Below are 18667 nucleotides of genomic sequence, written 5' to 3' on the forward strand. Positions count from 1 at the left end.
CTCCGCTAGCACTTCTAGGCTCGGGAAAACGCTTTCTCAGAAAGCGTTTTCTCAACGAAGAGGAGCTTGTTACAGATGCATAAGGCAGGAATAACAGCATTACTCGCGGTCGGTTTGACCGCCGTATCGATCACTGGCCCGACCTACGCCGGACCGTCAGAAGAGCCGGGCGACCGCGCACCAGCACCCGCCGCCGCGCACCATGACCTCGGCCAGCAGGTCCTGGGTGCGAACGACGGCTGGGCCTCCGCCGAAGGCGGAACAACAGGAGGCTCCGCCGCCACCGCAGAAAATGTCTACCGAGTAAGCACCTGGCAGGGCCTGCGCGAGGCTCTCGGTGGCAACGACGCACGCGGCGACACGACGCCTCGCATCGTCTACCTCGACGGCACGGTAAACGCCAACGAAGCGGCCGACGGCACGCTACTCACGTGCGCCGACTACTCCGACCCCGCCTACAGCCTCGATGCCTACCTCGACCAGTACGACCCGACCAGATGGGGCGCCAATGACCCGATGGGGCCGCTCGAAGAGGCCAGGGACCGATCCAACGGTGTCCAGGACGACCAGGTGCGCCAGTACATCGGCAGTAACGTCACCCTCGTGGGCGTTGGAGACACCTCGGGCATCGTGAACGCTTCAATGACCATCCGCGGTTCCGACAACGTCATCGTGCGCAATCTGGAAATAGCGGATGCCTACGACTGCTTTCCAGCGTGGGACCCGAACGACTCTGGCGGAAATTGGAACTCGGAATTCGACAACATCTCCATCCTGGAGTCGACCCATGTGTGGATCGACCATGTCTCCCTCAATGACGGCGAACACCTTCCAGAATTCCTGCCGACCTACTTCGGCAAGAAGTACGAGGCGCACGACGGCCTGCTCGACATCACCAACGGATCCGACCTCGTTACGTTGTCCTGGAACACTTTCACCGACCACGACAAGGTCATGCTGATCGGAAGCTCCGACAGCCGAACGACCGACCGCGGGGCACTACGGGTCACCCTGCACCACAACCTCTTTGAAAACACCGGCCAGCGCACGCCCCGAGTGCGCTTCGGCCAGGTGCACATCTACAACAACTACTACAACGAAACAAACGAGGGCGGCTACTACCAGTACGGCTGGGGCGCCGGCAAGGAGTCTGAAATTCTGGCCGAGAACAACTTTTTTGAACTCGGAGATGGGATAGATGCATCCGCTGTCATCCATAATTGGGGCGGCACCATGCTCGAAGAAAGCGGCTCCTTCGTGAATGGTGCGTCACTGCACCACCAGGTCGACCTGCTCGCCGCATACAACGCCGACGCTGACACCATTCTGGGCGACTCGGTCACTTGGGACGCCACGCATCACGAGCGCATCGAGCCCACCCAGACCGTTCCGCAGCGGGTCCTGAAGAACGCTGGCTCCGGCACCCTCCAGTAATTTTCACTCGCCGGAATTTGTCGGCCGATGGACGGGTCGCGGCCGTGACTTCCCTGAAGAATCACGACTGCGACCCCCCACAGGGTTGCAGTACCTTCGAAAACTACGTTCTCGATTACCCGCAGGCTCCTCTCCACATTGCGGCAATCACAACCACGCTCTAGAGTATGGGTAATCGCTTTCCCACTCAAGAGTGCGGCAGAGCAAACCTTCTCGGCCCCGTACACTCCCCAAAAGAAAGAGCTTTCCCGTGTCAGAGACGACAATCGGCATCATCATGAACGGCGCCACCGGGCGCATGGGCTATCGCCAGCACCTTGTGCGCTCAATCCTCGCCATCCGCGAGCAAGGCGGCGTGCTGCTGGAGAGTGGCGACCGAGTGCAGGTCGAGCCGATCCTGGTGGGGCGCAACGAGAAGACCCTCAAAGAGCTCGCCGCCAAACACGGCATCGAGCACTACACCACCAACCTCGACGAGGCCCTCGTCGACCCGCGCTGGCAGATCTACGCCGACTTTTTGGTGACCAAAGCCCGAGCCTCCGCACTCCGCCGGGCCATCGCGGCCGGCAAGGCGATTTACACCGAAAAACCCACCGCCGAGACCTTTGAAGAGGCCCTCGAATTGGCTGCCCTCGCCCAGGCCGCCGGAGTGAAGAACGGCGTCGTGCACGACAAGCTCTACCTGCCCGGCCTGCAGAAACTCAAGCGCCTCATCGACTCCGGCTACTTCGGCCGCATTCTGAGCGTGCGTGGCGAATTCGGCTATTGGGTGTTTGAGGGCGACTGGCAGCCGTCCCAGCGGCCCAGCTGGAACTACCGCAAACAAGACGGCGGCGGAATCATCGTGGACATGTTCCCGCACTGGAACTACGTGCTGGAAAACCTGTTCGGCCGCGTCGAGTCGGTCTATACGCAGGCATCCACTCATATTCCGCTGCGTATCGACGAGAGCGGCGACCCCTACGAGGCCACGAGCGACGACTCCGCGTATGCCATCTTCGAAATCGAGGGCGGCATCGTCGCCCAGCTCAACTCGAGTTGGACCGTGCGCGTCAACCGCGACGAGCTCGTCGAATTTCAGGTCGATGGCACGCTCGGCAGCGCCGTCGTTGGCCTGTTCGGCTGCAAAATCCAGCCGCGCAACGCCACTCCCAAGCCGGTGTGGAACCCCGACCTCGCCGAAACCCACGACTACTCGACCGACTGGCTCGAGGTGCCAGACAACGACGTCTTTGAGAACGGCTTCAAGACCCAGTGGGAGCAATTCATCCGCTACGTTGTCGAGGACGGCCCCAACGAATTCGACCTGCTCTCCGGCGCCCGCGGCGTGCAGCTCGCCGAGCAGGGTCTGGTGAGTTCCGCGACCGGTCGCCGCATCGATCTGCCGCTCGTCACCCTGCCCGTCGTCGCAGCGAGCCTCGTCCAGTCATGACCGAGGTCGTTTTGCTCGACAGGCAGGGGACCACCCGGCGCACACCGCTGCATCCGTCCCTCGCGTTTGCGAAACCGCGAGCGCCGCTCACCTCGCGCGTGGCTTACGCCGCCGCCCATGTCATTCCACAGAACTGGGCCGACAACGTTCCTGGCTCCCCCGCCGACATCGATTGGGACGCCACCCTGGCGTTTCGTCACCATGTCTGGTCGTGGGGCCTCGGCGTCGCCGACGCCATGGACACCGCGCAACGCAACATGGGTCTCGATCCGGCCGCGACCCGTGAACTGATCACGCGCAGCGCCACCGAGGCCCGTTCGGTGGGCGGCAAGCTCGTGGTCGGCGTCAACACCGACCACGTGGAGGAAGAGCAAATCTCCATCGACGCGGTCATCGACGCGTACAAGCAGCAGCTGCACTTCACAGAGGATGCCGGTGCCGGCGTGGTCTTGATGGCCAGCCGCCACCTGGCCCGCGCCGCAACATCCGCTGACGACTATCGCCGCGTGTATCGCGAGGTACTGACGGCGGCGAGCACGCCCGTCACCCTGCACTGGCTCGGCGCGGCTTTCGATCCGCTGCTCGCCACGTATTTCGGTTCGACCGACAGCGCCGTGGCCTCCGACACCATGGTCAACATCATCGAGGAAAACCGGGAACACGTGGCGGGAATCAAGATGAGCCTGCTCGACGCCGACGCCGAGATCGCCGTCCGCTCACGGCTGCCCGAGTCGGCACGCATGTTCACCGGCGACGACTTCAACTACGTTGGCCTGATTGCCGGCGATGGCACTGTCCATTCCGATGCCCTGCTCGGCGCCTTCGCTGCGGTCGCCCCGAACGCGTCGGCCGCCATCCAGGCGCTCGATGCGAACGACCCCGCCGAATACGCCCGCATCCTCGGCCCGACCGAGGAGCTGTCCCGGCAGATTTTCGCGGCACCGACCTTCTATTACAAGACCGGCGTGGCTTTTTTGTCCTGGCTGAACGGCCACCAGGCCGCTTTCAGCATGGTCGGTGGTCTGCACGCCACGCGCAGCCTGCCGCACCTGTCCGAAATCGTGCGCCTCGCCAACGACTCCGGCGCCCTGGAACGCCCCGAACTCGCTGCCGCCCGCTGGCGCGGCATGCTGACCCTGAACGGAATCGACGCATGAATCTCGTGATCGCGTCCCCTCACCCCCGATTCTCCCTCAATCAGGCCACCATCAGATACGCCTCGCTAGCCGAGGCCGTGAACCTCAGCAGCGAGGCCGGCGCGGAGAGCATCGGCCTCTGGCGCGAGCCTGTGGCCAAGGCTGGTCTCGACGAGGCCGTTCGCCTCGTGACGGACGCTGGCCTGCGCGTATCGAGCCTCTGCCGCGGCGGGTTCTTCACCATGCCGGAAGGTCCTGCACGCCGAGCCGCCATCGACGACAACCGCCGAGCCCTGGCCGAGGCCGCAGCCCTCGGCGCCCCAACACTCGTGCTCGTAGCCGGCGGGTTGCCGGAGGGCTCCCGCGACATCGCTGGAGCCCGAGAACGCGTGCGCGATGCCCTCGGCGAGCTCGCCCCCGACGCACGCGCTGCCGGGGTCACCCTCGCCATCGAGCCCCTGCACCCGATGTATGCCTCCGATCGCGCCGTTATCTCCACGCTCGGGCAGGCGCTCGACATGGCCGAGCAGTTCGGAGCGGATGCCGTGGGTGTCGTCGTCGACACCTTCCACGTCTGGTGGGACCCGCAGCTCTTCGCCCAGATCGCGCGTGCCGGGGCCGGCGGCTACATCGCGAGCTATCAGGTCTGCGACTGGGCCACCCCACTGCCCGCCGACGTGCTGCTCGCGCGCCAATTCCCCGGCGACGGAGTGATCGACTTCGAGCCGATCACCCGCGCCGTGCTTGCTGCCGGCTACAGGGGCGACATCGAGGTGGAAATCTTCAACCAAGGTATCTGGGATTCCCCCGCTGCAGACGTTATCACCCGAACCATTGCATCGTTCGGTGCGAACGTTGGCGTGCACCTGAAACGGTGACGGTAGGCTCAGTTCGCGCCGACCCGACCCGCCCGAACACCAACAGTCGTCATTTGAGGGCGATCGCTGACCAAGACACCGGGGCAGCGTCACGGTCAGCACTCCGTCCGTAAGAACAACCCCGGCGAGCGACTTCAGGCCGACCCTCGTCTGATCTGCCAGCGTGTTCTTGGCGTAGACGTCAGAATCGTGCAGACTGACCGCCTCGTCGACGACGGATGCGCCCAGTTCGGCCACATCGATGATCACCTGCAGCGACTCGGTCTGGCTGCGATTCACCAGGAACACCGCAGATTTTCCGCTGTCCTGGTCATAGGTCGCCACTGAATCCACCAGCGGAGCCGCGCCGTAGACGGCAGCCTCATAGGTTCCCACGTCGATCCGCGCCTATGAGGACCTCATCGAGGAGGTTTTGGAGGCCGGCATCGAGATCGATGCCCTCGGGCTGCAGACCCATATGCATCAGGGGTACTGGGGCGAGGACGTCATGCTCGAGATGGTCGACCGCTTCGCCCGGTTCGGCCTGCCGCTGCACCTGACCGAGTCATCGCTTGTCTCAGGCCATCTCATGCCGGCCGACATCGTGGACCTGAATGACTACAAGATTCCCAAGTGGCCATCCACTCCCGAGGGCGAGGCGCGTCAAGCGGACGAGCTCGTGTGACACTACCGCTCGCTCGTGTCGCACCCCTCCGTCGAGGCCATTACCTACTGGGGCATCACCGACGCAGGCGCCTGGCTGGGCGCACCGATCGGGCTGGTGCGTGCCGATGGCACTCCGAAGCCGTCCTGCCAAGCGTTGCACGGGCTGGTCAAGGGCGAGTGGTGGCTGGCACCTACGACCGTGGTGACCGACGCGGATGGCAGGATTACGGTCAAGGGATTCTCCGGCGAATACCAGCTCAGTTCTGGTGCCAGCTTCGCCGCTGGGGCACAGCCCACCCGATTCACTCTCCGTTCACAGGAACAGCAAATTCGCGTCACCCGCCCATCGATCGGCTGATCTCTCGGCGCTGGTCAGGCTGCGATCGGGTCAATCACTTGCTAAACCATGAGGCGTGCCGAGTGCGTGGATCCGAGAATTCTGCAGAATCGAGGTTTCGTGAATTGGCCACGCTCGCAGACGCACGATCAGCGCCCGAACACCGTTCGCTCCAGAAAGTCGTTACGAAACTTGCCCGCCGGGTCGAGCCGATCAGCAAGGGCTCGAAAATCGTCGAGCCAGGGAAAGCTGGTCGCAAGTGTCACGGCATCCGTTTGAAAGAGCTTGCTCCAATGCGGCCGGACCGCAAACGGGGCCAGTGCCGCTTCGAGCGCCGGCAGCAACGCCTCTACGGCGGCCTGCTCGGGCTTCCAGGTGAAGTGCAGTGCCACGCCGGCCCGTTCGGAGTTCGGGCTGAGCCAGAGGTCGTCGGCCGCGATGCTGCGAACCTCGCTGACCAGCAGCAGCAGCGCGATCCGAGCGGAGAGAGTGCGCATCGCCTCTATTGCCGCGACGGCATGCTCGCGCGGCACGTGGTATTCGCTCTGCAACTCCTCGCCGTTGCTAGGGGTGAAGGCTAGGCGAAAGTGCGCGAGTCGCTCAGACCACGGCCCGGCGACGCCGAGCTGCTCCGTACAGTTGATTGCGGAAATACCGGGTAGCGGCTGCCGCCCCACGGTCGCCGCCGTCCCCCCGAAGAACTCGCCCGCGTCAGTAAATTCCCCGCCCCGGCTTTTCACCCAGGCCTGATCCACGTTTTCCCAAGCCAGTTGGTGAACAGGCTCACGCTGTAGGCGCTGCCCATCACGGCGTCGAAATGCTGCAGCACTGCGCTCCACGGCAGGTTCTCGTAGACGAACTGCTGCACCTCAAACGTCGGCTGAATATCGAGCGTGACCCGGGTGACGATGCCGAGCGCGCCGAGCGCCACTACCATGCCGGCGAAATCGGGAGTCGACCGATCAACCTGCTGCAGCTCCCCGGAGCCCGTGACGATCTCGAGGGCGGACACCGCGGTCGCGAGGCTTCCGTTGCAGTCGCCAGAGCCGTGCGTGCCGGTAGCGATAGCACCGGCTACGCTGATGTGTGGCAGCGACGCGAGGTTGTGCAGGGCGTAGGTCGTGCCGCCGGAAACCCCGACGCTCAGTGCGGTCGGGTCGATGACAATGGCATCGTCGACGCGGTCGAGCGCGACCAGCATGCCGGGGGAATCCGCGATCGCATTGAAGGAGTGGCGGGAGCCGAGGGCCCGCACCTGAGTGGCGGCGGCAACGAGCTGATGCACCTCCTCGATGGTTCTCGGGTGCGCGACGGGTGCCGCATAGCGGTAGTTGCCAGCCCAATTGCGTTCGCTCGTCTGATTCATTCGGACCGCCTCACAGCATTTGGCGATTAGGACAACATATCAAGGCCGGGTCGGCCCCGCACACACCCGGCCGGGTCGTCGACAATGCCCAAAATGACCCGGTGTGGGCAGTTATTCGTTATTAAATCGAACGGTCAGCCCCTGAGCGAGGGGTGGCACGCTGCACAATAGTTGTGGCCGCAGGTAGATTGCGACAATCCCTGCAGACCGTGCTCTTTCATCCGCTCCTGATATATGTTTGAGTAATCAACAAATCACCAACGAAGCTGAATCGGAAGTAGTGACATGACCGTGAGCCTGACTCCCACCCGCGACGACAAGTTCTCCTTCGGCCTCTGGACCGTCGGTTATAACGGCAGCGACCCATTTGGCGGCCCGACCAGGCCGAAGCTCGACGTCGTCGACGCCGTCACCAACCTGGCCGAGCTCGGCGCCTACGGCCTCACCTTTCACGACGATGATCTGTTTGACTTCGGTTCAACGGATTCCGCCCGCCAGTCGCAGATCGACCGCCTCAAGCAAGCGCTCGCCGACACCGGCCTCATCGTGCCGATGGTCACCACTAACCTGTTCAGTGCTCCGGTGTTCAAGGACGGTGGATTCACCTCAAACGACCGCGCCGTTCGCCGGTTCGCGCTGCGTAAGGTGCTGCGCAATATCGACCTTGCTGCCGAGCTCGGCGCCAAGACCTTCGTCATGTGGGGCGGCCGCGAGGGCGCCGAGTATGACGCGGCCAAGGACATCCGTTCGGCGCTCGAGCGCTACCGCGAGGCCGTGAACTTGCTCGGTGACTATGTCACCGACAAGGGCTACGACATTCGCTTCGCCATTGAGCCCAAGCCTAACGAACCGCGCGGCGATATTCTGCTGCCGACCGTCGGCCACGCGATGGCCTTCATCGAAACCCTCGAGCGCCCCGAAATGGTCGGTGTGAACCCCGAAGTCGGGCACGAGCAGATGGCCGGCCTCAACTTCGCCGCCGGCATCGCGCAGGCGTTGTACCAGGGCAAGCTATTCCACATCGACCTCAACGGCCAGCGCGGCATCAAGTACGACCAGGACCTGGTCTTCGGCCACGGTGACCTGCAGAACGCCTTCGCGCTGGTTGACCTGCTCGAAAACGGCGGCCCGAACGGTGGCCAGACCTACACCGGACCGCGGCACTTCGACTACAAGCCGAGCCGCACCGAAGACGTCGCCGGAGTGTGGACCTCGGCCGCGGCGAACATGCGCACCTACCTGCTGCTCAAGCAGCGGGCTGCGGCGTTCCGCGCCGACCCCGAGGTGCAGGCGGCCCTCGCCGCGTCGAAGGTGCCGGACCTGGAGAACAACACCCTGGCAGCGGGTGAAAGCTACGACGACCTGCTCGCCGACCGTGGCTCCTACGAGGACTTCGACACCGACGCGTACTTCGGCGGCAAGGGCTTTGGCTTCGTGCACCTGCAGCAGCTCGCACTCGAGCACCTGCTCGGCGCCCGCTAGCCTGCTCCCGCCCCACCCCACCCCACCCCACCCCACCCGCACACCACGGTGGCTAATTCAGGACACTTGCCCGCGAACACCCTGCCCGCCCCGTCAATTCAGGGTCGAGGTTGAGCTGCACGCGCAATCTCCTGAATTAGCCACCGCACACCCCCGCGCATAACTCATGCAAGTTGTCGACCGGCCGCACCGGCACCCGCGACTTCTCGTCAAAGCCACACGCCGGCCGCGCAAACTGCAGGAGTTATGCCGCTCCCATTTACGAACGGACATGTCATGACGCTGGTTGCCGGGGTCGATTCGTCGACACAGAGTTGCAAGGTGGTCATTCGTAACGCTGACACGGGAGTGCTCGTGCGTTCCGGCCGGGCCAGCCACCCCGAAGGAACCGAAGTCGACCCCGCCGCCTGGTGGGACGCCCTGCAGGAGGCGGTCGCTGACGCTGGAGGACTCGGCGACGTCGCCGCCATTTCCATTGCCGCCCAGCAGCACGGCATGGTCGTGCTCGATATCGACGGCGAGGTTATTCGCCGGGCGCTGCTCTGGAATGACACCCGCAGCGCCCCGGCCGCCCTCGATTTGCTCACCGAAGTGGGCGCCGACGAGTACGCCGCCCGCACCGGAATCGTTCCAGTCGCGTCCTTCACCGCCACCAAGCTCCGTTGGCTGCGGGATGCCGAGCCGGCCAACGCGGCACGCGTCGCGGCCGTCGCCCTACCGCACGACTGGCTCAGTTGGCGGCTGCGCGGTTTCGGCCCGGCCGCCACGACCCCCCTCGGCCCCGTGCTGACCGAGCTCACCACCGACCGCTCAGACGCGAGCGGTACTGCGTACTGGTCGCCGAGCACCGGCGATTACGACCTGGACCTGTTCGAACTCGCCCTCGGCCACGCTGCCGTCCTCCCCCGCGTGCTCGGTGCCGCCGAACAGGCCGGCGTCACATCGCAACTCGGTGGCACCCATGACTCCTGGCTGCCAGCTGGCATCGTTGTCGCCGCGGGTGCCGGCGACAACGCGGGCGCCGCCCTTGGCCTCGGCGCGAGCGCTGGCGACGTCATCGTGTCGATCGGCACGAGCGGCACCGTGTTCGCTGTCACCGATCAGCCCACAACGGATGCCTCCGGCTCCGTCGCCGGGTTCGCCTCGGCTTCCGCAGACTTTCTGCCCTTGGTCGCGACCCTCAATGCCGCACGGGTGCTCGACTCCATCGCGGCCCTGCTCGGCGTCGACTATGACGAGTTGGGCCGGCTCGCCCTCGAAGCCGAGCCCGGAGCCCGCGGCCTCGTGCTGCAGCCATACTTCGCCGGGGAACGCACGCCGAACCTGCCGGAGGCGACGGCATCCGTTTTCGGAATGACTCTTGCGTCGACGACCCGGCCGAACCTGGCACGCGCCGCGATCGAGGGCATGCTGTGTGGGCTGGCCGACGGCCTTGACGCCGTAGAGGCGCTGGGCGTGAGCGTCACGCGCATTCTGCTGATCGGCGGGGCCGCGCAGAACCCGGCCGTGCGGGCCATTGCCGCTCAGGTGTTCGGGGCACCCGTCGTGGTGCCGGCGCCGGGCGAGTATGTCGCCGACGGCGGGGCGGTGCAGGCGGCGTGGGCGCTCACCGGTACCCGCCCGACCTGGGGCGCGGCCATTGTGGCCGAGCCGGCGCCCGACTTTCACCCGGTCATCCGCGCCCAGTACGCGGCACACGCGACCGCCTATGCCGCTGCGCCACGGTCGCGGTAATCAACATTGCCTCGGGCGCCAGCGCGGCCTAACTCCCCCGAGCGCCGAGAACCGCTGACCCAGGGCGCAAACCCAATGCTAGACAAGCATCCGTTTGACCCGACCCACGGGGCACCGCGGTTTGGCACGTTCCAGAGGGTTCTCACAGCCGCCTTACAGCCTCTCGGAACCGGACCGTGAGGCAGGGCCGCTAACGTCGTAGGCAACAGCAGCGACGAACGAATGGTGAACTCCCGTATGAGCACTTCCGGCCAGGCCCGCCCGCCCAAGAAAGACCGACGCGAGGAGGCCCGTGAAACCGCCCGGCTCATGCGCGCCGAACAAGTCAAGCGGGACAAGCGCCGTCGACTCTTCCTGCGCGGCGGCATCGGCATTGGCCTGCTCGCCGTGGTCGCCATTGTCGCCGTGGTCATCGTGAACAACGTCACCGCCCCGGCCGCGGCGAGCCCGGCCAACATGGCCAGCGACGGAATTCTGCTCGGCAGCGACGGTACCACGGTCTCCGCTGCCACGGCCGCCGCCCTCGACGCCGATGCCACCCCGATCGCCACCGACCAGAACGCCCTTGCAGATACGGCCAACATCGTGATGTACGTCGACTACCTCTGCCCGATCTGCGGTGATTTTGAGGCCACCAACGGTGAGCAGATCACCGAATGGGTCACCGCCGGAAATGCCACGGTCGAGGTGCACCCGATCTCGATTCTCGACCGGTTGTCGTCGGGCACCGAGTACGCCACCCGCGCCGCAAATGCGGCTGCCTGCGTGGCCAACGACGATCCCAACAACTTTCTCGACTTCAACGCGGCGATGTTCGCCGGTCAGCCCGCTGAGAACACGACCGGCTTGACCGATGCCGAGCTGACCAGCCTAGTTGAAGGAGCCGGGGTGACCTCCAGCGAGGTCGCCAGCTGCATCGCCGACCAGACCTACTCCGACTGGGTCGACGCCTCGACGCAGCGCGCGCTCGATGGCCCGATTCCCAACTCCGACATTGACGCAGTCAAGGGAACCCCGACGGTCCTGGTAAATGGCGTGAAGTACTCGGGCTCCAATAGCGATGCCGCCGCCTTCGAAGCTTTCGTCACTGAGCAGATGACCGCTGCAGGAACAGCAGAATAGCGACACTGGGGATGCCTGCAGACAGCTCAGCGCCTGGACCGTTCGGGCGTGCGATGAGTGCGGCCGCCGGTAGGGCGACCCCGACGAATGGCGGCGCGGCGCCCACGGGAACGGATGCTGCGCCGCCGACGGCGCATAACGGCCTTGCGCCCTCGGGACGAAATGGCGCGCTCACGGCGATTGCCTCGCCGCCGACGAATGGCGACGTGATACAGACGGGAACGGATACGCCGCCCTCGCAAACGAATGGTGCGCCGCCCGTGTTCGGGGCGGTTCTCGATTCGGCGACCCGGTGCATCCACTTTCATTCGGAGCTGGACATCGTGGCGATCAAGTTCGCCTGCTGCCGGCGCTACTACCCGTGCTTTCAGTGCCACGATGAAGCCGTGCAGCTTGAGTCTGTTCCGCATACGGCCCGGCGGTGGCCGCAATCCGAGTGGTCAGAGCTCGCCATTCTGTGCGGAGCCTGCCACCGCGAGCTCAGCATCACGGAGTATCGCCAGGTCGAACGCTGCCCGCACTGCGCCGCCGAATTCAACCCCGGCTGCCGCCTACACGCCCACCTCTATTTCAAGGAGTCCGCCGGGTGACCGGCCCGAGCGCTGCGCGATCACGGCAGACGTCGACGGTACGCGGGAGTTGCGCCGCTGCACAGTAGTCCCGCGCAACTGGGGGCGTAGCGGCGCAGGTCCCGCGCGACGCGTGGCGCGGTCGATCGGGACCGGAAAGCGGGCGCATGATCGGTCATGGGCCCACCTCTATAACATGGGCCCGTGGTCGCAGCCTGGCCGCCGCGCCCTCAGCCCAGCGCGAGTCCCGCCCACAGACCGAGCGCAGCGCCGCTAACGGATGCCACGAGCATGCCGATCCCGTTGGCCAGCGCGGCCAGATACCGCCGTTGTTGGGCCAGCCGAACGGTCTCGAAGCTCGCCGTGCTGAAAGTCGTGTACCCGCCCAGCAGGCCGACACCGAGCAAGAGGCTCCACTCCGGCGCGAGCAGATAGTTCAGGGCGAGGCCGGTGACGAGGCCGAGCAGCAGCGAGCCGCTCACATTGATGATGATCGTGCCGAACGGAAACGCACCGCCGAGGCGGGAACGCACCAGGCCGTCGAGGTAGAAGCGGGCGGCCGCGCCCACGCCGCCAGCGCAGGCGATCCCCAGAAACAGGAGCGGGGTCATCCGTTCGCCCCTGGATGCCGGTGCAGAGCGGCACCGAGCACGATGCCGAGCCATGTCACCGCACCACCGAGCAGAACCGTGCCGAGGGCGTAACCGACCGCGACGCCGATCTCGCCGCCGTGTAGTAGCAGTGCGCTGTCGGTCGCGAGCGCGCTGTAGGTCGTGAAGCCGCCGAGCAGGCCGGTGCCGAGCAGGAGTCGCAGGGTACGGCGACCGCCGGCATCGTGTCCGCTGCGCACGAGGGCCTCGAGCAGCAGGCCGAGCGACAGGGCGCCGAGCAGGTTGATTCCAAGCGTGGTCATCGGTAGGCGACCGTCAGGAAGTGTCAACGAGAGCGCTTCGCGCAGGGCGGTACCCGCCGTTCCGCCGAGAAAGACCAGGCCGAGGTAGCGCCAGCGCAGATGCACGGCGCGCGGCGTGATTCTCTCGATGATGCACCTACCTCTTTGTCGCGGTGGTTCTGTCGCAACCAGAGCAGGAACCATCAGCGAAGGCGGTTTGAGCGACTGCTCCGGCGGGATCCATCGCCGAAGCCAGAATACACTTTTTCGGCAGGACACGGCTGAAGCGCGAGGCGGCAGTACGACCGGGCGGCAGCGGAGCGACATACCCGCGCGGATGGGCGGCTACCGCTCCGACTCCCCGGCAGCTCGTCGCGGACGATTACGGGGGCGAGCGGAATGAAGATGACCGGCCGGTGCTGCCGGTGGGCGAGATGTACGACCACGGAGCCGTCGAAGACCTGCTGCACGCCGGTTTCGCGGGTGCCGACCACGATCATCGCGGCGTCGAGCGCGTCGGCGAGGCGGGGGTCGACCGGCAGGGCGATAACGCTTCTATCGGCGAACTCATCCACCAAATATCGGCTGGCCGGGTCAGACGGCAGCCAGCACGCCCGCGACGGAATCGAGCGAGCCGGGAACCAGACTGTAGTACGACCAGGTCCCCCGCTTGGCCCGGGTCAGAAACCCCGCATCGACGAGCACCTTCAGGTGGTGCGAGATCGTCGGCTGGCTCAGCGTGAGCTGGTCGGTCAGGTCGCAGACGCAGGCCTCGGCGTCGGCGTGGGCCGCCACGATCGAGATGATGCGCAGCCGAGCCGGGTCGGCGAGGGCTTTGAGCGAGCGGGCCAGGGAGTCCGCGTGGTCGGGCGCGATGGCCGAGCGAGCGAGCGAGGAGGAACAGGCATCCGCTTGAGAAATATCGGTCAGGGGCAGGGTCCGGGTGAACGTCATCTGAACAGATCCTCCTTAGATTGACATTGGTCAATGTATTGATCTAGCGTGGATATCGACAACGATCAATGTTACCGCGAATCGCTGTCGTCAAGACTTGGAGATTTGTGAGCATTACGGCACCTGCCCCCACCCGACTCGGCGCGATGGACCGGCTACTGCCAGTCTGGATCCTCGCCGCCATGAGCCTCGGCCTGCTGCTCGCAGTGTTCGTTCCGGTCGTCGGCGATCTGCTACACGCGTTCACGATCGGCTCGATCAGTGTGCCGATCGCCATTGGGCTACTGATCATGATGTACCCGGTGCTCGCCAAGGTGCGTTACACGGATGCCCGTGCTGTCGCCGGCGACAAGCGCCTGCTGATCTCCTCTTTGCTGCTGAACTGGCTGGTCGGCCCCGCGCTCATGTTCGCCCTGGCTTGGATCTTTCTGCCTGACCTGCCCGAGTACCGCACCGGACTGATCATCGTCGGCCTTGCCCGCTGCATCGCCATGGTGCTGATCTGGAACGACCTCGCCTGCGGTGACCGCGAAGCCGCCGCGTTTCTCGTCGCCGTGAACTCGGTCTTTCAGGTCGTCGCGTTTGGCGCGCTCGGCTGGTTCTACCTGCAGGTTCTTCCGGGCTGGCTCGGCCTGTCGACCACGAGCGCTGAATTCTCAATCTGGGCGATCACCGCGAGCGTGCTCGTCTTCCTCGGCATTCCGCTGCTGGCCGGGTATTTGTCTCGTCGCATCGGTGAGGCCCGCCGTGGCCGAGACTGGTACGAGGCTCGCTTTCTGCCCCGGGTCGGCCCATTCGCGCTCTGGGGTCTGCTGTTCACGATCGTCATGCTGTTCGCTCTGCAGGGCCAGCAGGTCATCGATCACCCCGGCGATGTCGCCCGTATCGCGCTGCCGATGCTGGTCTATTTCGCGGTGATGTTTCTGATCGGTTTCCTCACGGGACGGCTCTTGCGTATGAGCTACGAGCGCACCACGACGCTCGCCTTCACCGCCGCCGGCAACAACTTCGAGCTCGCTATCGCCGTCGCGATCGGAACATTCGGTGCCCTCAGTGGCCAGGCCCTCGCCGGCATCGTCGGCCCACTGATCGAAGTACCCGCGCTCGTCGCGCTCGTTTACGTCGCGCTCTGGCTGAAACCGCGACTCTTTCCCGAATGGAAGCCGGCGGCCGACTCTGCGCCGGCCGCAGCATCCACTCGTACCCTCGTCTAACTGAAGGAACTAAGAAATGAAACCCTCCGTACTGTTTGTCTGCGTACACAACGCCGGACGCTCGCAGATGGCCGCTGGCTTTCTGACCGCACTGTCGCAGGGCCGCGTCGAGGTGCTCTCGGCCGGCTCGGAGCCGAAGGATCAGATCAACCCGGTCGCGATCGCCGCGATGGCCGAAGAGGGCATCGACATCGCCGGCAACGTGCCGAAGATCCTCACGACCGAGGCCGTCAAGCAGTCCGACGTCGTCATCACAATGGGCTGCGGCGACGCCTGCCCAATCTTTCCAGGCAAGCGCTACGAGGACTGGAAGCTGGACGACCCGGCCGGCCAGGGCATCGAAAGCGTGCGCCCCATTCGCGATGAGATCAAGGCGTGCATCCAGGCGCTGCTCGCCGAGATTCTGCCGGTCGAGGCTTAGGCATGCTTCCCGGCCTGACCTACCCGGAAGAGTCGCTCAAGCGCCTCGCCGGTGAGCTCGCCGAGCAGTTTCACGGCATCTTCGCCGCCGAGACCGTCGAACGTTACGTGCTCGAGTCCTATACCGGGCTGCTGCGCACGTCGAGTGTGAAGGCTCATTTGACGACCCGCACGGCACGCTTTGCTCGCGAACGCCTGAATGCACTGGGCCAGGCCAAGGGTGCGATCGAGCGCCCGGTGCCCGAAGTTTTGTTCGTCTGCGAGCAGAATGCCGGCCGATCGCAGATGGCCGCGGTGTTCACCAATGCCCTGTCGGGCGGTGCCGTGCACGTGCGTTCGGCCGGATCGATGCCCCTGCCCGAGCTGAACCCGACCATGGTCGCGGTCATGGTCGAACTCGGCCTGTCGCTCGACGAGTCATTTCCGAAGCCGCTCACCGACGACGTGGTGCAGGCGGCGGACGTCGTGATCACCATGGGCTGCGGCGATGCCTGCCCGATCTACCCTGGCAAACGCTACGTCGATTGGGAGCTCGTCGATCCGGCCGGCCGGCCGATCGAGGAGGTGCGGCGCATCCGCGACCAGATCCGGGCGAACGTCACGGAGATGCTGGCCGGTCTCGGAGTGACTCCGGCCGCCTGAGTTTTTCTTGTTTCCGAACCCGGGCCCGAAAACGGGTCAATGATAGATCATGGGCCCCGTCGCCTAAGGTGCGCCCGGCGAGCAGAACCCCGCCCGCAAGTGTTAAGCGAGCGTCAAGAACAACTTCTCGAGCTCGGTGACCGTCAGCGAATTCTCATTGTCGGGGTTCGCGATGCAATCGCGCATCGCGGTCGACACGATGACGAAGCCGGCCTTGTCCAGGGCACTCGACACGGCAGCCAGTTGAGTCACGACATCGCGGCAATTGCCGCCGCCCTCGACCGCGGCGATGACGGCGGTTAGCTGCCCCTGCGCCCGGCGCAACCGGTTCAGGATCTTTTTCTGCTCGGCAGCCCGGGTATCTTCGGTCGTCATCTCAGACCCCCTGCTCGGTCGCCAGACCGGCCTGCTGCCAGGCGGTGGTGCCGCCGGCAATGTTCACAGCGTCGTGGCCGTGCGCGGCCAGATACTCCGCCACCTGCGCGCTGCGTCCACCGAGGGCACAGATGACGTGCACCGGAACATCCGCTGGAATCTCGCCGATTCGCCCGACGACCTCGCCCATCGGAATGTGGATCACGCCGGGAACGTGGGCGGCTTCGTACTCCCACGGTTCGCGCACGTCGATGACAACGGGTTCGGTGAGCGCGGACAGCTCGGTGACGGTGATTTCTTTCATATCAGGGCTCTTTCCAAAATGGGTGAAGTGACGGTTCCGGCCAGCCAGGTGCGGTAGCCGCCGTCGAGGTTGCGCACGTCGAATCCGTGCTGGGTGAGAATGCGCGCAGCGGTGTGGCCGCGCTGACCGACCTGGCAATGCACGATCAGCGGCACCGGCGGAAGGTCAGCGAGTCGGGCTCGCAACTCGTCGAGTGACACGTTGAGCGCGCCCGGAATGCTGCCGGCGGCAAATTCGCCCGCAGACCGCACGTCCACGAGCACAGCGCCGGCCGCGCGCGCCGCCTCCAGCTCGTGCCACTGCAGGTTCACACTCGTACCCTTGGCCAGGTTGTCGGCGACATACCCGAGCTGGTTGATCGGGTCCTTCGCCGAGGCATACTGCGGCGCATAGGCGAGTTCCAGACGCGTCAAAGCGGATGCGCTCAGCCCGGCCGCCATCGCGACCGCGAGCACATCGATGCGCTTGTCCACCCCCGCACCGCCCACGATCTGCGCGCCGAGAATGGCGTCGGATTCGGTATCGATGAGCAGTTTGATCGACATCCCCTCCGCGCCCGGAAAGTATCCGGCGTGGTTAGCAGGGTGCGTGTGCGCGATGCGGTGGGCGCGCCCGGCGGCGATCAGACGCTTTTCGCCCCAACCAACCGTGGCCACTGTGAGGCCGAAGATGCCGACGATTCCGGTGCCGACGGCCGGTTCAGCCTGCTCGGGAGTGCCAACGATACTGTCGGCGACGGAGCGTCCGTGGCGGTTCGCGAGTCCGGCCATGGTGACCAGCGTGCCGGAGCCGTCGACGGCATCCGTTTTCTCGACGCCGTCGCCGACGGCGAAGATGTGTGGATCGCTGGTGGCCTGGGTGCCGTCGACCCAGACTCCGCCGCTCTCGCCGATGCGCAGGCCGGCCTGCTCGGCGAGGGTCACGTCGGGGCGCACGCCGCTCGCGTCGATGACGAGGTCGGCGGGCACGGTGGTACCGTCGCTCAGCATGACGCTTTGCCCGGAAGCTCCAATGACGACGGTGCCCAGGCGCACGTCGACGCCGCGTTCGCGCAGCCGGTCGAGCACGGGCGCGGCCATTTCGGGGTCGAGGGGGGTGAAGATCTGATTGCCGCGCTGCACGAGGGTCACCTGCACGCCGCGGTGCACGAGGTTTTCGACGGCTTCGAGGCCGATGAATCCGCCGCCGATCACCACAGCGGATGCCGTTTCGACGCCCCCGAGCACCGCGGTAATGTGGTCGACGTCATCGACCGTACGCAGCGTGTGGGTGGGAATGGTGCTGTCGGTCGCGCCGGAACGCGCCGAGGCGCCGGCGGCGAGCACGAGGCGGTCGTAGCTCTCGAGGCTTTCTTCGCCGGTGAGCAGATTGCGCACCGAGACGGTCTGGGCCTGGCGGTCGATCTGCACGACCTCGGTGTCGATGCGCACGTCGAGCGCGAAGCGGGCTCCGAGCGATCCGGGGGTCTGCAGCAGCAGGTCACTGCGCGTACGGATGACTCCTCCGACGAAATACGGCAGCCCGCAGTTCGCGAATGACACGTAGTGTCCACGCTCGAACACGATGATCTCGGCCGTCTCGTCGAGCCGACGCAACCTGGTTGCCGCCGACATTCCGCCGGCGACCCCGCCCACAATGATGATTCTCACGTTTACCTCCGCGCCGAGTATACCCCGAGGGGTATTCTTCACGCAAGCCTGGGGACACAGCGGGGGCATCCGCTCGCCCCGG

The 18667-nt window shown here is 65.5% G+C and carries 22 protein-coding genes, 1 pseudogene and 1 riboswitch; of the genes and pseudogenes, 14 read left to right on the top strand and 9 right to left on the bottom strand.

Going from position 1 to position 18667, the window contains the following annotated elements:
* Window positions 1–75: 75 nt before the first annotated feature.
* From CXY71_RS16030 to CXY71_RS22720, 7 genes are all read left to right on the top strand, one after another.
* Window positions 76–1434 (top strand): polysaccharide lyase family 1 protein, encoded by a 1359-nt coding sequence (locus CXY71_RS16030; RefSeq protein WP_104137588.1) that lies wholly within the window; start codon window positions 76–78, stop codon window positions 1432–1434.
* Window positions 1435–1711: 277 nt separating this feature from the next.
* Window positions 1712–2866, top strand: a complete 1155-nt coding sequence (locus CXY71_RS16035; RefSeq protein ID WP_104137911.1) for a Gfo/Idh/MocA family protein — start codon at window positions 1712–1714, stop codon at window positions 2864–2866.
* Window positions 2863–4023 (top strand): dihydrodipicolinate synthase family protein, encoded by a 1161-nt coding sequence (locus CXY71_RS16040; RefSeq protein ID WP_104137592.1) that lies wholly within the window; start codon window positions 2863–2865, stop codon window positions 4021–4023. Before CXY71_RS16035 ends, CXY71_RS16040 begins: the two co-directional genes overlap by 4 nt.
* Entirely contained in the window at window positions 4020–4880 is an 861-nt protein-coding gene (locus CXY71_RS16045) for a sugar phosphate isomerase/epimerase (RefSeq protein ID WP_104137595.1), read from the top strand. Before CXY71_RS16040 ends, CXY71_RS16045 begins: the two co-directional genes overlap by 4 nt.
* Window positions 4881–5069: 189 nt before the next feature.
* Complete coding sequence (locus CXY71_RS21215) at window positions 5070–5207, top strand: hypothetical protein (protein WP_158253133.1); 138 nt, start codon at window positions 5070–5072, stop codon at window positions 5205–5207.
* A gap of 73 nt (window positions 5208–5280) precedes the next feature.
* Window positions 5281–5544 carry an endo-1,4-beta-xylanase gene (locus CXY71_RS22715; protein ID WP_368665903.1) on the top strand — a complete coding sequence of 88 codons (264 nt, stop codon included), beginning with the start codon at window positions 5281–5283 and terminating at the stop codon, window positions 5542–5544.
* Window positions 5545–5559: 15 nt separating this feature from the next.
* Window positions 5560–5883 (top strand): hypothetical protein, encoded by a 324-nt coding sequence (locus tag CXY71_RS22720; RefSeq protein WP_368665898.1) that lies wholly within the window; start codon window positions 5560–5562, stop codon window positions 5881–5883.
* A gap of 128 nt (window positions 5884–6011) precedes the next feature.
* Here the strand turns inward: CXY71_RS22720 and CXY71_RS22725 are convergent, their stop codons facing one another.
* Window positions 6012–6602 carry a D-arabinono-1,4-lactone oxidase gene (locus CXY71_RS22725; RefSeq protein ID WP_368665899.1) on the bottom strand — a complete coding sequence of 197 codons (591 nt, stop codon included), beginning with the start codon at window positions 6600–6602 and terminating at the stop codon, window positions 6012–6014.
* Window positions 6599–7228 (bottom strand): FAD-binding protein, encoded by a 630-nt coding sequence (locus CXY71_RS22730; RefSeq protein ID WP_368665900.1) that lies wholly within the window; start codon window positions 7226–7228, stop codon window positions 6599–6601. Before CXY71_RS22730 ends, CXY71_RS22725 begins: the two co-directional genes overlap by 4 nt.
* 285 nt (window positions 7229–7513) lie before the next feature.
* Here CXY71_RS22730 and xylA point away from each other — a divergent pair, with 285 nt between their 5' ends.
* From xylA to CXY71_RS16080, 4 genes are all read left to right on the top strand, one after another.
* Window positions 7514–8710 carry a xylose isomerase gene (gene xylA / locus CXY71_RS16065; RefSeq protein ID WP_104137598.1) on the top strand — a complete coding sequence of 399 codons (1197 nt, stop codon included), beginning with the start codon at window positions 7514–7516 and terminating at the stop codon, window positions 8708–8710.
* Between the two features lie 276 nt (window positions 8711–8986).
* Window positions 8987–10444 carry a xylulokinase gene (gene xylB, locus CXY71_RS16070; RefSeq protein WP_104137601.1) on the top strand — a complete coding sequence of 486 codons (1458 nt, stop codon included), beginning with the start codon at window positions 8987–8989 and terminating at the stop codon, window positions 10442–10444.
* Window positions 10445–10681: 237 nt separating this feature from the next.
* Window positions 10682–11566 carry a thioredoxin domain-containing protein gene (locus tag CXY71_RS16075; protein WP_104137914.1) on the top strand — a complete coding sequence of 295 codons (885 nt, stop codon included), beginning with the start codon at window positions 10682–10684 and terminating at the stop codon, window positions 11564–11566.
* Window positions 11567–11577: 11 nt separating this feature from the next.
* Window positions 11578–12156: a CHY zinc finger protein gene (locus CXY71_RS16080; protein ID WP_233204677.1), complete on the top strand. Its 579-nt coding sequence runs from the start codon at window positions 11578–11580 to the stop codon at window positions 12154–12156.
* A 209-nt stretch (window positions 12157–12365) separates the two neighbouring features.
* Here CXY71_RS16080 and crcB read toward each other — a convergent pair whose 3' ends face one another.
* From crcB to CXY71_RS16100, 4 genes and pseudogenes are all read right to left on the bottom strand, one after another.
* Window positions 12366–12746, bottom strand: coding sequence for a fluoride efflux transporter CrcB (gene crcB / locus CXY71_RS16085; protein WP_104137607.1), 381 nt, complete (start codon window positions 12744–12746; stop codon window positions 12366–12368).
* Window positions 12743–13153, bottom strand: a complete 411-nt coding sequence (locus CXY71_RS16090; protein WP_104137610.1) for a CrcB family protein — start codon at window positions 13151–13153, stop codon at window positions 12743–12745. Before CXY71_RS16090 ends, crcB begins: the two co-directional genes overlap by 4 nt.
* A 61-nt stretch (window positions 13154–13214) precedes the next feature.
* Window positions 13215–13284: riboswitch (Fluoride riboswitch) on the bottom strand.
* Window positions 13285–13437: 153 nt separating this feature from the next.
* A pseudogene (locus CXY71_RS22400) lies at window positions 13438–13602 on the bottom strand (universal stress protein); the annotation flags it as partial.
* Between the two features lie 19 nt (window positions 13603–13621).
* Window positions 13622–13981, bottom strand: coding sequence for a helix-turn-helix transcriptional regulator (locus tag CXY71_RS16100; protein WP_104137616.1), 360 nt, complete (start codon window positions 13979–13981; stop codon window positions 13622–13624).
* Between the two features lie 146 nt (window positions 13982–14127).
* Between CXY71_RS16100 and arsB the strand changes: the two genes are divergently transcribed.
* From arsB to CXY71_RS16115, 3 genes are read left to right on the top strand one after another with little or no spacing between them, the layout of a single operon-like run.
* On the top strand, window positions 14128–15195 hold the full coding sequence (arsB, locus tag CXY71_RS16105) for an ACR3 family arsenite efflux transporter (protein WP_233198405.1): 1068 nt from the start codon (window positions 14128–14130) through the stop codon (window positions 15193–15195).
* 16 nt (window positions 15196–15211) lie between these two features.
* Window positions 15212–15616 carry an arsenate reductase ArsC gene (locus CXY71_RS16110; RefSeq protein WP_104137622.1) on the top strand — a complete coding sequence of 135 codons (405 nt, stop codon included), beginning with the start codon at window positions 15212–15214 and terminating at the stop codon, window positions 15614–15616.
* Between the two features lie 2 nt (window positions 15617–15618).
* Window positions 15619–16257: an arsenate reductase ArsC gene (locus CXY71_RS16115; RefSeq protein ID WP_104137625.1), complete on the top strand. Its 639-nt coding sequence runs from the start codon at window positions 15619–15621 to the stop codon at window positions 16255–16257.
* 102 nt (window positions 16258–16359) lie between these two features.
* On the opposite strand, the gene CXY71_RS16120 is transcribed toward CXY71_RS16115, so the two are convergent.
* The 3 genes from CXY71_RS16120 to CXY71_RS16130 are packed head-to-tail and all read right to left on the bottom strand — an operon-like array spanning window position 16360 to window position 18585.
* The gene (locus CXY71_RS16120; protein ID WP_104137628.1) at window positions 16360–16632 is read right to left on the bottom strand and encodes a metal-sensitive transcriptional regulator; all 273 of its coding nucleotides are present in this window, start codon (window positions 16630–16632) and stop codon (window positions 16360–16362) included.
* A gap of 1 nt (window position 16633) precedes the next feature.
* A complete protein-coding gene (locus CXY71_RS16125) occupies window positions 16634–16936 on the bottom strand; it encodes a rhodanese-like domain-containing protein (protein ID WP_104137631.1) in 303 nt (100 codons plus the stop codon).
* Entirely contained in the window at window positions 16933–18585 is a 1653-nt protein-coding gene (locus CXY71_RS16130) for an FAD-dependent oxidoreductase (RefSeq protein WP_104137634.1), read from the bottom strand. The genes CXY71_RS16125 and CXY71_RS16130 overlap by 4 nt, the downstream gene beginning before the upstream one ends.
* Window positions 18586–18667 lie beyond the last annotated feature (82 nt).

This window comes from Cryobacterium sp. Y62 (genome assembly GCF_002929785.1).
GTDB lineage: Bacteria > Actinomycetota > Actinomycetes > Actinomycetales > Microbacteriaceae > Cryobacterium.